Consider the following 12,381-nt stretch of genomic DNA (forward strand, 5'->3'; position numbering starts at 1 on the left):
AAAATCGAACTTTACCATTAATTAAAGATTTTAGATTGATAGTTTATTTTACATATTTCACACTTGCTACACAATTATGATGCAATCAGCTCCAATTGTTATTGGAATGGAACATCATCATAGCAAAATCCTAAACCTGCATTTGTTGAAGAAATAGATCTGTTGTTCCTATAATCAATCATATTAAATAACTGAGGCTTTTCAGGTGGACTATTCGTATAAAATATAGCTTCTGGGAAAATTCCTCCGGGGGCAGTTGTAGGACGCTGATTTATAGGAGCTGTTCCGGATCCTGTAAATGTGCCGGTTATCCCATTCCAGGGCCACATAGAATCGTTCAAATAATGCCCGATATGAATTGTTCCTGAATTAGGGAAAGACCCTTGCGGAGAATAAGTTAGAGGATTTTGAGAATCAAAACGGGTATTTAAGACCTGCCATTTGGCCCATAGCCTGTCTAAATTAGTATGCAGAAAGAAGAACAATGGATCTTTAACCGCTGCCGCTAAAATCGACATCCAGTCACCCGTTACTCCACCTGCAAGGACATGTGAAGCTGCATGCGGATTAGGGTCAATTGCTTTAAATAAATTAAAATCATTTCCTAATGCTAAAGCTGCAGTTTCCTTACGAAGATTAACATTTACTGTGGAGGGACTGGCATTATTTGCAAATTTAGTAGTCCTTCTAACTCCTGGTCCACCGGGTACATTCCATGCTATTAATGGATTAGTTAAATTAAAATCGGCGAATGCATCAGTAGAAACTGTGGGCTTTGAACCTAAAAAATCAAGTGAAAATATATTTGGAGCCGGATTATCTGAATTCCAGTATAAAAGAGCTACACTGGGATCAATACGTTGTAATTCACGTTCAAGATCAAAAATGAAAGCACGATGCCAGGGTAAAAATCCAGGTCCTGAATGACCTTCAGGTACGCCTGCTTTATCATGTATATTAATAAAATTAAGATACCCATTAAATGTATTGTTAAAAGTTACGATTGCATTCAGATAACGGTTTCTTTCTTCCTCAGAAATGTTATTACCATTTTTTCTAACTCTAACCATCAGGGCCTCTCGTGTTAAAATAGTATCGGTGTTTGCCTTTAACACTTCAATAACTGCATCTTTATCTTTTAGGCTTGGACTACCAAATTTTCCGGCTATATAAAATTTCACCCAGGTCCCTGAGTTTGGCAGGCTTAAATTTAATGTAGGATTTACTGCCGTACTATTATTAGGTAAAGTGCTAGATGCAAAATTAAGCTTACCTTTTGAAACGAGCATATTGCGTAATGAAACATTTAAGTTCCCTACAGTAGTACCAGATCCCAGTACTCTAATTAAACATGTGGTTGGTGACCAGGTTACATAATCATCAATGGAACTTACAGAACCCAATATCATTTCTATTCTTAATGGAGAAACCGGTAATGGTTTTATGGCTGTAACCATTAGGGCTTTACGTGCTAAAATAATACCATTTGAATTAGAAGCATTTCCTAGCACCTCAATAACAGCATCCTTATCAATCAAGCTGTTAAAACCTGTCCTTGCTTTAATAAAAAATTTAGTAACGGTATTATCTTTTTTAACAGTCAGGTTTATACTTTCTGATCCGGTACTTGTACCTCCCGTGCTTGAAAGCAGAAACTTTCCACCGGAGCCAAATTGAATGTTTCTAATCACAACCGGCAGATCAGTGCTAAAACTGGTTCCGTTGAAAAGTCTTATATCACAGGTTACATATGAAGTACCTACATAATCATCCTTTGCTGTTTCTGAACTATTAATACGAATGCCAATCACAGGGATAGGTTGTGCAGATAATGATTGAACTAAAATTACAGCTACAATCATAATAGATAAAAACCTTGTCATGATAATTAGATTTAAGAAAAATTGAGGTGTAGAAACTAATTAAATTAGTGGTTTGATTTTTCCATATAAATTTATCGTTAATTGATTAGTTAGTTATTGGAAAGATTAAAACTGTACATAAGTTCATATATTTCTCATTATTACTTCACAGAATTAGTTTTCATCAAGATCAATTATTTACCCTGTCAAGTTGACATTTATTTCCCTTTGGAATAGCTCTTGTTGATCAATGGAAACTATAATTTTATTTACCATGCAAGAAAAAGGAACTATTTCAATCCATACGGAAAACATTTTTCCAATTATTAAGAAATTTTTATACTCTGATCATGAGATATTTCTTCGCGAGCTTGTTTCAAATGCAGTTGATGCAACTCAAAAAATTAAAAGGCTTGCTTCAATCGGACAGTTTAACGGCCAATTGGGCGATTTAAAAGTTGAAGTATCTTTTAACGAAACGGCAAAAACACTCACAATTTCTGACAAAGGATTAGGGATGACTGCCGAAGAAATTAAAAAATATATCAATCAGGTCGCTTTTTCAGGTGCTGAAGAATTTGTTGAGAAATTCAAAGATTCTAAAGATGCCAATGAAATCATTGGAAAATTTGGAATGGGTTTCTATTCTGCGTTTATGGTTGCGGATCATGTAGAAATTCAAACATTATCTTATCAGGATGGAGCAGAACCCGCACGCTGGATATGTGATGGTAGTACAGAGTTTGAAATAAGTACTGGTAATAAGACCGAAAGAGGAACTGATATTATTCTTCACATCAATAAAGATTCTGAAGAGTTCTTAAATCAGAATAAATTGCAGGAAATTCTGGATAAATATGGCAGATTTTTGCCGGTACCTATAAAATTGGGAAATAAAACTACGCAGGAACCAGATGGCGATGATGAAAACGGTAAACCTAAGTATAAATCGGTTGAAGTTGATAATATAATTAATAACACCAGCCCAATCTGGACTAAGGCCCCTTCTGAATTAAAAGACGAAGATTATCTGAATTTTTACAAGGAACTTTATCCGTTTTCTGAAGATCCATTATTCTGGATTCATTTAAACGTAGATTATCCTTTTAATCTTACGGGCGTACTCTATTTCCCGAAATTGAAAAATGATTTTGAAATGCAGCGGAATAAAATTAAACTATTCTCCCGCCAGGTTTTTATTACTGATGAAGTTAAAGATGTTGTTCCTGAGTTTTTAATGTTACTACATGGAGTTATCGATTCTCCGGATATTCCATTAAATGTTTCCAGAAGCTTTTTGCAGGCTGATAGTGCCGTTAAAAAGATAAATAGTTACATCACAAAAAAAGTTGCTGATAAACTGGCAGATCTTTTCAGAAATGACCGGAAGGCTTTCGAAAGTAAATGGACAGATATAGGTCTATTTGTGAAGTACGGAATGATAAGTGAAGAAAAATTCTATGATAAAGCAAAAGATTTTGCACTGTTAACCAATACTAAATCTGAATATTTTACACTTGAAGAATATCGCGAGAAAGTTAAACCGGTTCAAACGGATAAAGAAGATAACGTTGTTTATTTATATTCTACCGATATAAATAAACAAGATGGTTTTATTCAGTCAGCAAACAAGAAAAATTACGATGTCCTGCTGATGAATTCTCCTATCGACACTCATTTCATCAGCCAGTTGGAGCAAAAATTAGAAAAAACCTCTTTAAAGAGAGTAGATTCGGATGTTGCCGACAAACTGATTAAGAAAGAAGATGCGCCAGCTCATATTTTAAACGAGGAAGAATCCGGAAAAGTAAAAGCAATTTTTGAAAAAGCTATTACAAAACCTAATATGCAGGTTGAGATAGAAAGTTTAAATCCTGATGAACTTCCGGTAATTGTTACTATGGATGAGTTTATGAGAAGAATGAAAGATATGGCACAGATGGGTGGCGGAGGAATGAGTTTTTATGGGGCGATGCCTGATAATTACAAAGTTGCTGTCAACGGAAATCATAAATTAATCAGTAAAATTCTTAAATCTGATAACGAAGAAGAGCAGATAAAATTAGCCCGCCAGGCTTTTGACCTTGCTTTAATTTCTCAGGGATTGCTGAATGGTGCTGAACTGACTGATTTTGTGAATAGAAGTGTAGAGTTAATTTAATTATGTTTTAACCGGTTTCGCAGCCGCGAAACCGGTTTTAATCCATTTCCTGCCGGTGGTGGTCTCATATTTTTAAATTCTGGTAATAATTATTAAAACTATCTCAATAAGCTATTAAAGGCACAATTGTTGACTTATCATACCTGTTAAATCTAATCAACTAAAGCATGAAAATTCAAATCAACACAGACAATAATATTGTTGGCCGCGAACAAATGGTAAATCATTATGAAACTGTTTTAACGGATGCCCTAAGTCGTTTCAGTGATCATATTACTCGTTTGGAAGTACATTTAAGTGATGAAAATAGTCATAAAGAAGGAACAGAAGATAAGCGTTGCTTACTTGAAGCTCGAATTGAAAACTTAAAACCCCTTGCAGTATCACACAATGCTCCTTCATTACATGAGGCGGTAAGCGGATCAATAGAAAAATTGAAAAAATCTATGGATAGTGCCTTGGGAAAACTTCGGAATTATTAAGGAATTTTAATCATATACTTAAAAAGGTTCTTTATCATTAAGATAAAGAACCTTTTTTTATTTTACAGGTAGATGGATTTATATTAAGCAACCATAATTTTTCTGGTTTCTTTAGAATTTACTATAACTGTTTGTCTTTTAGAAAGCATCAGTTTTTCATAAAGACCCGTCATCTGAATGGCAACATGCTCCCAGGTAAAATTTGAATTTACCCTCTCAATAGCCTTTTGACTCATAGCCTTCAATAGATTTTCATTGGATAGCAGGTGTATAATTTTTTCTGCTAAACTATCAGAATTTCTGGTGGGAGTTAATAGACCAGTAATCCCATCCAAAACACTATATTTTATTCCACCAACATTAGAACCAATAACGGGAGTACCGCACGCCATAGCTTCTAAAGGAGTAATGCCAAAGGTTTCAAACCATGGAGTTGTAATAAAAACATCAGCAGCTGAGTAATAGTATTTAAGCATTTCCCTGCTTTTCTTACCCACAAAAGTTACAAATTGAGCCACTCCAATTTCTTCAGCAATCCGATGTAACCTGTTTATTTCAGAATTAGAATGAAGGTCATCGTCAACAGTTTCTCCGCCAACAATAATCAACCGAAAAGTTCTTTTTAATTTCTTGAGACGTGATAAAGAACGAATAATTGTATCAATTCCCTTATGTTCTTCCATTCTACCTAACTGAAGTAAAATGTATTCATCCTGGTGGAGATTCAGAACATTTCTAGCCATTATTTTATTTACCGGATAGAATTCGTCCGGATTAAAACCGCAGGGAATTGTAGTTATTTTGAATGCAGGAACATAATAATAATTCATAAGATCCAGCTTATCCTGAGGACATTCGGCTATTACATGATCGGCCTTCTTAATTACATCCAGTTCTATGGAGATTCTCGTTTGCAGAGAAGGGTCCGGATTCTCAAGATGCATACGACTGATATGTCCAAGTTCATGGAATGTAACAACAAATGGAATTCCTAAAATTTCTTTAAGCTGACATGCAACTAATGCAGAGAGCCAGTAATTTGCATGAATTACATCATAATTTATCTTCCTGGCATGAATAAATGAAAGCATACTCTCCCTGAATTCGGGCATGAACGGCAGCAGGTTTTCAGTGTCAATTTCTTCAACTGGTCCGGCTTTTACATTAATAACTCTAACTCCAGGTTTTAACATGGTAATATGGGGCAATTCCTTGTTTTCCCAGCGGGTATAGATATCAACTTCATAACCGGAGCTAGCCAGAAATTTAGATAATTCTGCAACATATACATTTTGGCCTGCGGTATCTTTTCCTCCTAAAATAGATAAGGGAGAAGCATGTTCACTTATAACAGCAATTTTTCTTTTCATAGGATAAATCAATTAATGTTATCAGGACCAAGACTTATCAATACGTAGAAATACACCTTTATAGTATTCAATAAAATCTTTCAATTATTCCTTATAATCTATAAGTTAACAATAAAGAAATCAAAAGAGTTTATAAATCAGAAAATTGTTACATTAATTCATAAAACTATATGAATAGATTATAAATCACTGTTTAATAGCGCTTTCAGGAATTTTATGTAACTTTTATTTAATTAAAAATAAATTTATAGTTTATTTGGTGATAGATTTTTTTCAATTAGTAATTGAATTATTCCATCAACCAAACCAACGCGTGGTACAAAAATATTTTTAACTCCCGCCCATTTCATAACTGTCAAATAAATTTCTGAAGCAGGAATAATTACATCCGCCCTATCGTTATTTAGTCCCAAAACTTTTATTCGATCTTTTAATGAGTACGATATAAGGTATGTGTGCAAATCCTTTAATTTAGTAAACGTCAAAGGGGTTCCGTCTTTTTCATCGGACATTTTAAATAATTTATTAATGTTACCACCGGTACCTATTCCTAATAAATTTTTATAAGTTTTGGCTTGTTCTTTAACCCACTCTTTCATTTCAGCCCATGTTTCATCTTTATCCTGATTGTCAAGAATCCGAATTCCACCCAGATTAAATGAACGGGAAGAAATCATCTCGCCATCACAAAAAACAGATAATTCGGTACTTCCCCCACCAACATCAATATAGAGGTAATTTTTTTTCCTTTCCAGATGCTGTTCTATATGGCTAGAATAAATGATATTTGCTTCTCTTTGCCCCTCAACTATTTCAAGATTAAGGTTGGCCATTTCTTTAATTTGACTTACTAATTCCGCACCATTTCTTGCTTCCCGCATTGCTGAGGTTGCACACGCCATATAATCTTCAACTTTATAAACATCCATCAGATGCTTGAAAGCCGTCATGGTTTTAACCAAATCTTCTGATTTTTTAACAGAAATACGTTTATCCAAAAAAGCATCATCGCCCAATCTCAATGGAACTCTTATTAGAGTATTTTTTTTGAATGTAATTTCATCATCATTCTTGATAATATCTGCGATAAGTAATCTTACTGCGTTAGACCCAATATCGATGGCTGCGTATCTCAATGTATTTAGCTTTTATATTTTAAATAGGAATAAATGTCATCCTGAGCCCGATAAGAAATTTTACTCCGGCTACGGATATATTTATTGTTATTGACCGCGTTTATTTCCCGGGCTTTTGTGTTGTCTTTTAACTGAATATCAATTGCGTCCCTTATTTCAGTTTTGATATTTGGATCTAAAATTGGAAATCCAACTTCTACCCTATGATCCAGATTTCGGGTCATCATATCTGCAGATGTTAAAAACATTCTTTCATCTCCATTATTGGCAAAAATCCAAATACGGGCATGCTCCAGATATTTATCTATAATACTAATTACCTGAATGTTCTCACTATACCCAATAACACCCGGAACCAGACAACACATTCCCCTGATAATCATTTGAATTTTAACACCTGCATTACTTGCATCGTATAATTTAGATATGATGTCTTCATCACTGAGACTATTCATTTTCAAAATCATATACGCCGGCTTACCAGCTTTTGCATTCGCAATTTCTGTATCAATTAACTCATAGATCTTATTTCTGCTTTCTAACGGAGACACAATTAAATGCTTATATCCGCGATAAAAAACTTTTTTCTGCAGTCCTTCAAATAATTTAGCAAGTTCGCCTGTAATGTCTTTATTAGTGGTAAATAAACTATAATCACAGTACAGTAGAGCTGTTTTTTCGTTAAAATTTCCTGTGGCGAGATTAGCATAGTAAACATCCTTCCCTTTTTCCAGTCTTTTTACAAGGCATATCTTAGAATGAACTTTATAATCCAGAATTCCGTAATTCACAGTAAGCCCTTCTTCTTCAAGTCTGTTGGTCCAATAGATATTAGCTTGCTCATCAAAACGAGCTTTTAACTCAAGGAGGCAATTAACTTTTTTACCATTTTTGGCAGCGTTTATCAGGGCATTTATAACTCTGGAATTTTCTGCAAGCCTGTAGAGAGTGATATTGATTTCCGTTACCTTAGGATCAATAGCTGCTTCCCGTAAAAAGTGGATGATATAATCAAATGATTGGTAAGGTAAATTAATGAGGTAATCTTTTTTAGCAATTTGTGCAAAGATGCTGCGGCCCGCCGTTAAATCTTTAATAGGTAATGGCGAAACTTTGGGATATTCCAGCTCCGGCCCTCCCACGTTAGGGAAATTAATAAAATCTTTAAAATTATGATATCTGTTTCCTGGAATTAATCCCTCTGCGGTTAAATCCAGCTTAGCCACAAGATAGGTAAGCATATCCATGGGCATGTCAGTATCATAAAGCAATCTCATAGGCTTACCCCGGCTTCTTTTTTGCAAACTTTTAGTTAGCGCATCTATAAACTTTTCACTTACCTGCTTATCCAAATCAAGCTCTGCATCGCGGGTTAACTGAATTGAATAAGCTTCGATATTATCATAATCAAAAATGAAAAATATATCATCTAAGCAATAGCGTATAATATCATCTATTAATATTACAAACTTCAGATTGTGGGTTTCAGGGAGTACTATGAATCGATCTAATCCGTCTGTTGGAATCTCAATTAAAGCATATCTGATTTTTTCTTTGTTTTTGAGTTTTGTAAGCTTTACCAGAAAATATATCGCCCGATCTTTTAATTCGGGAAAAGAATCATCGGTAAGCATCACCGGCACCAGGGTGCTTAATATTTTATCACGAAAATATTTTCTAACAAACTGCCCCCTAGAAACATTTAGTTGTAGCTCATTAATAATAAATATTTTCTGACGCTCCAGTTCTTTAATAATCTCATCTTCAAAAAGGTGATTAAATTTCCTTTCCTGGCGGACTACAATGCTTTTTATTTCAGTCAGGGTTTTTTTGGGATTATATCCAAAAAGCTCCTTAACTTTTGTATTTAAATTTGATAAGCGATTTAATGTGGCAACCCTAACCCTGTAAAATTCATCCAGATTTGATGAAAAAATTGCTAAAAAACGAATTCGTTCAACAAGAGGAACCGTTTTATCCGCTGCCTCCTGCAATACCCGATCGTTGAATGATAACCAGCTAATTTCCCGGTTAATAAGAGGTATATTTTTTGGCATTTAATTTAAAACTAAACAGTCCCAACTTTTAAAGGTCAGGACTGCAAAACTGTATATTATTTATTAATTTAATATTAAGAGAGTATTACCTTTATCATTAAAAATGATTAATTAACACTTTCCTGATTGCTCTGCTCCTGGCCTATCACTGAATCGATTTCAGGGGAAATTATTTCTTCAGCAACAACGGGTGTAGATTCTGCTCTTATTGTTCTTGCAGGCTTTGATGTAGCTGAATTCGTTTTCCTTGTAGTGCGTGCTTTAGTTGTAGCAGTGCCTGTTGGATTTGCTGTTCTTTTTCTACCAGAAACTGCAGTAGAGGCCGACTGAGCATCTTTGCTGGCAGTACGACGGGTATATGTTCTCTTTGCTACCGGCTGTTCAATAACTTTAACTGATTTAGATGCTTTCGCAATTTCTTTCTCAGCTTTAGCAATTTCTTTTTGAGTTTGCTTTGGCGAAGTTACAGGCTTTTTAATGACTTTAGATTTTGCCTTTTTTAATTTAGTGGCTGGTTCAGAATCTAAAGATCCCTTTAATTCCTGTATTTTACCTGCAAGTTTCCCAGCAAGTTCTTTACTCGCTTTTTTAATATCCTTACCAAGCTGTCCTGCATCATGCCCCAAGCCTTTTAAAACTTCCACAAACTTTTCAGTAAGTGTGGCTTCCAATTCTTTTTTAGCAACACGTTTAGTAATTTTTTTTGTGGCTTTCTTAGAGCTTTTTGCTTTATTTGCTTTCATAATAAGGTTACCTAAATTAAAAGATTAGAGCTAAATTCGTTAAAAATTAAATATATCAACAATAATTTAATTTCCCAATAGAATAAAGATTATGCCAACATTTGATATTGTAAGTAAAGTAGATGGTCAGACATTAGATAATGCCATTAATACTGCAAAAAAGGAAATTCTAAATCGCTACGATTTTAACGATTCAAAAAGTTCAATTGAATTGGATAAAAAAACCAATGAAATTACAATTGTTACAGAGAATGACATGCGGTTAAAAGCAATTCAGGATTGCATCATTTCCCGAATGGTAAAACAGCATTTAGATCCCAATAGTATGGATATGGGAAAGGAATATTATGCTTCCGGAAACATGCTCCGTAAAGAAATAAAAATCAAAGAAGGGCTGGATAAAGAAACCGCAAAAAAAATTGTCAAAAAAATTAAAGACAGCGGCTTAAAAGTACAAGCTTCAATTATGGATGAACAAGTGCGGGTTCAGGCTAAAAAAATAGATGATCTTCAGGCTGTAATTGCATTATGCCGTAAAGAAGATTTCGACCAGCCACTGCAGTACATTAATATGCGGGATTAATAATTTAAACCGTTTTTACATATTTAGTATCGTAATTGTCTATATCAGTGATGTAACCATTTTGAATCAAAAATTCAAACAATGGTTTTGCTTCTGAGGATACAGGCATATTTCTGGTGGTTATAATCTCATTAGTAGTTTTATTCAAATAAGGATAGGCAAACAGCTTTACATTCTTACTGAAAAGATCGTTTGTATATGCAAGCAATTCATCAGTGTAATTTTCGCCATAATTAGCCGAGTTAAATATGTTTTTAAGGTTGGATATATTTGTTGAAATGCCTACACTATTAGGTTTGCATAATGACAAATACTGAGCAAGTTTATGGTTCCGGGTAAAATTTGAAACGATAACGTTATTTCCTGTAGCACACAATTCTTCGGCCCTTTTTGCAAATACTTCTAAGTCCTCATTATTTATCTCTGCGTTATCCTGCATCAAGTTAGTCATGAGTACTTCTATAAGCACATGTATATTTTTATCATCAATTTTTTGAGAGCGTTTAAACTGCTCAACAGCCTTATTAAATAAATCAAAATTGGGTGTGGATTTTTGACCGAATTTGGTTCGCAGAATCATTACATCCTTTTTATAAAGCAGGTCTTTACTTTGTCTTACGCGACCTTCTTCATCAAAAATTGCCGCACTTGAAAAACCTTTAGCTATTAAATAAAGATTTACCAATCGATCATTGGCATTCTTAAAAATCGGACCTTTTATACTTACCAAATCAATTTCTACCGAACCTACAGACAAATTATCTGCTAACGATTCAATCATGGTCTGCACGTCACCGTTGTAATAATAAGCCGCATAAACCAGATTAACGCCTAAAATCCCCAGTACATTCTGTTGCAGATTGGTATCACTATCTAACAGTCGAACGTGAAAGACAATATCATTCGGTTCTCCTCCAGGCGTTACCTGGAACCGGATACCCAGCCATCCATGCGGATCATTTGTTTTATTAAAATTTAAAGTTGTAACGGTATCTGCAAAGGCAAAAAATGTTTTAGAATGATAATTAGACCCGATTAATCTTTCGGATAACAAATCGAACTCTATGCCTATCATTTTATTTAAGCGGGATTTGCTTACATATCTTCCGGATTGCTCAGCACCGTAAATGGAATTACTAAAAACCATATCATATGCCGACATCGTTTTCGCAATGGTTCCGGAAGCGGCACCAGCTGTAAAGAAATTGCGGGCTACTTCCTGACCTGCACCAATTTCTGCAAATGTTCCATAAATAGAATGATCGAGGTTAATTTTTAAAGCTTTTCGTTTTGTTTCTAATATTTCTCTTGCCATGCGGGTAAAATTACAAACATTTGGGTTTGTGTAATCATAAAAAAGAAAAGGTGTTACCTTAAAAACGTAACACCTTTATTGATACAATCAAAAACTGAAATCTTTTACGTCATTATTGAATAGAAATCTCTCTTGACTGCATTTTGGCCTCCTCTTTTTTAGAAACTTTTATTTTCAAAATACCGTCAACGTATTCTGCGGAAATTTTAGATAAATCAGAGCTTTGAGGAAGGGTAAAACTTCTTACGAAAGAACTGAAACTATACTCCTTTCTATTGTACCTTTTAGATTCATCAATTTCTGAATTCTCAGATTTTGTATCTGATGAAATACTTAATAAGTTTTTATCAAGACTGATTTTAAAATCATCCTTTCTCATTCCCGGTACTGCCAGCTCAATAATAAACTCCACGTCAGTTTCAGCTATATTCGCTGCTGGAACTCTTAAACTCATACGGTCTGAGACAAAGGGATCGGAATGAAGCATTGTCTCAAAAAAATCATTAAATAAAGGACTTAATGCATTTCCTTTACTTCCATTAGAAAATTTCACTAGTGTCATTTTTTATTTCCTCCTATATTTTTAGATATGTTTTAAACAATCTGCATACCATTCAGTTTATTGAATACCAGTACACTTTTTAATAAGACAATATGACTGTGAATTAATCT

General features: G+C 34.3%; 10 protein-coding genes. 3 read left to right on the forward strand and 7 right to left on the reverse strand.

Features of this window, described 5'->3' with window-relative positions; all coding sequences use genetic code 11:
- Positions 1-98: 98 nt before the first annotated feature.
- Positions 99-1,883, reverse strand: a complete 1,785-nt coding sequence (locus tag G521_RS17785) for a tyrosinase family protein (RefSeq protein WP_081675055.1) — start codon at positions 1,881-1,883, stop codon at positions 99-101.
- Between the two features lie 253 nt (positions 1,884-2,136).
- Here G521_RS17785 and htpG point away from each other — a divergent pair, with 253 nt between their 5' ends.
- Both htpG and G521_RS0110250 read left to right on the forward strand, forming a co-directional pair.
- Positions 2,137-4,023, forward strand: a complete 1,887-nt coding sequence (gene htpG, locus G521_RS0110245) for a molecular chaperone HtpG (RefSeq protein ID WP_026898460.1) — start codon at positions 2,137-2,139, stop codon at positions 4,021-4,023.
- A gap of 167 nt (positions 4,024-4,190) precedes the next feature.
- Entirely contained in the window at positions 4,191-4,505 is a 315-nt protein-coding gene (locus G521_RS0110250) for an HPF/RaiA family ribosome-associated protein (RefSeq protein ID WP_026898461.1), read from the forward strand.
- 83 nt (positions 4,506-4,588) lie between these two features.
- Here G521_RS0110250 and G521_RS0110255 read toward each other — a convergent pair whose 3' ends face one another.
- The 4 genes from G521_RS0110255 to G521_RS0110270 all read right to left on the reverse strand — a co-directional run bounded on the left by G521_RS0110255 (position 4,589) and on the right by G521_RS0110270 (position 9,811).
- Positions 4,589-5,875, reverse strand: coding sequence for a glycosyltransferase (locus G521_RS0110255; protein ID WP_026898462.1), 1,287 nt, complete (start codon positions 5,873-5,875; stop codon positions 4,589-4,591).
- A 245-nt stretch (positions 5,876-6,120) separates the two neighbouring features.
- Entirely contained in the window at positions 6,121-7,011 is an 891-nt protein-coding gene (locus G521_RS0110260; RefSeq protein WP_026898463.1) for a Ppx/GppA phosphatase family protein, read from the reverse strand.
- A 5-nt stretch (positions 7,012-7,016) separates the two neighbouring features.
- Complete coding sequence (gene ppk1, locus G521_RS0110265; protein ID WP_026898464.1) at positions 7,017-9,068, reverse strand: polyphosphate kinase 1; 2,052 nt, start codon at positions 9,066-9,068, stop codon at positions 7,017-7,019.
- Positions 9,069-9,175: 107 nt separating this feature from the next.
- Positions 9,176-9,811 (reverse strand): hypothetical protein, encoded by a 636-nt coding sequence (locus G521_RS0110270; protein WP_026898465.1) that lies wholly within the window; start codon positions 9,809-9,811, stop codon positions 9,176-9,178.
- Positions 9,812-9,902: 91 nt separating this feature from the next.
- Between G521_RS0110270 and G521_RS0110275 the strand changes: the two genes are divergently transcribed.
- On the forward strand, positions 9,903-10,394 hold the full coding sequence (locus G521_RS0110275; RefSeq protein ID WP_026898466.1) for a YajQ family cyclic di-GMP-binding protein: 492 nt from the start codon (positions 9,903-9,905) through the stop codon (positions 10,392-10,394).
- Between the two features lie 4 nt (positions 10,395-10,398).
- Here G521_RS0110275 and G521_RS0110280 read toward each other — a convergent pair whose 3' ends face one another.
- Positions 10,399-11,709 (reverse strand): hypothetical protein, encoded by a 1,311-nt coding sequence (locus tag G521_RS0110280; protein WP_026898467.1) that lies wholly within the window; start codon positions 11,707-11,709, stop codon positions 10,399-10,401.
- A gap of 112 nt (positions 11,710-11,821) precedes the next feature.
- Positions 11,822-12,271: an Hsp20/alpha crystallin family protein gene (locus tag G521_RS0110285; RefSeq protein WP_026898468.1), complete on the reverse strand. Its 450-nt coding sequence runs from the start codon at positions 12,269-12,271 to the stop codon at positions 11,822-11,824.
- Positions 12,272-12,381 lie beyond the last annotated feature (110 nt).

It is taken from the genome of Daejeonella oryzae DSM 19973 (genome assembly GCF_000422945.1).
GTDB classification, from domain to species: Bacteria; Bacteroidota; Bacteroidia; order Sphingobacteriales; family Sphingobacteriaceae; genus Daejeonella; species Daejeonella oryzae.

Excerpts from the sequence above, each read along its gene's own strand:
- G521_RS0110255 (WP_026898462.1), bottom strand. The coding sequence starts at position 5,875 with ATGAAAAGAAAAATTGCTGTTATAAGTGAACATGCTTCTCCCTTATCT.
- G521_RS0110285 (WP_026898468.1), bottom strand. The coding sequence starts at position 12,271 with ATGACACTAGTGAAATTTTCTAATGGAAGTAAAGGAAATGCATTAAGT.
- G521_RS0110280 (WP_026898467.1), bottom strand. The coding sequence starts at position 11,709 with ATGGCAAGAGAAATATTAGAAACAAAACGAAAAGCTTTAAAAATTAAC.
- G521_RS0110250 (WP_026898461.1), top strand. The coding sequence starts at position 4,191 with ATGAAAATTCAAATCAACACAGACAATAATATTGTTGGCCGCGAACAA.
- G521_RS0110275 (WP_026898466.1), top strand. The coding sequence starts at position 9,903 with ATGCCAACATTTGATATTGTAAGTAAAGTAGATGGTCAGACATTAGAT.
- ppk1 (WP_026898464.1), bottom strand. The coding sequence starts at position 9,068 with ATGCCAAAAAATATACCTCTTATTAACCGGGAAATTAGCTGGTTATCA.
- htpG (WP_026898460.1), top strand. The coding sequence starts at position 2,137 with ATGCAAGAAAAAGGAACTATTTCAATCCATACGGAAAACATTTTTCCA.
- G521_RS0110270 (WP_026898465.1), bottom strand. The coding sequence starts at position 9,811 with ATGAAAGCAAATAAAGCAAAAAGCTCTAAGAAAGCCACAAAAAAAATT.
- G521_RS17785 (WP_081675055.1), bottom strand. The coding sequence starts at position 1,883 with ATGACAAGGTTTTTATCTATTATGATTGTAGCTGTAATTTTAGTTCAA.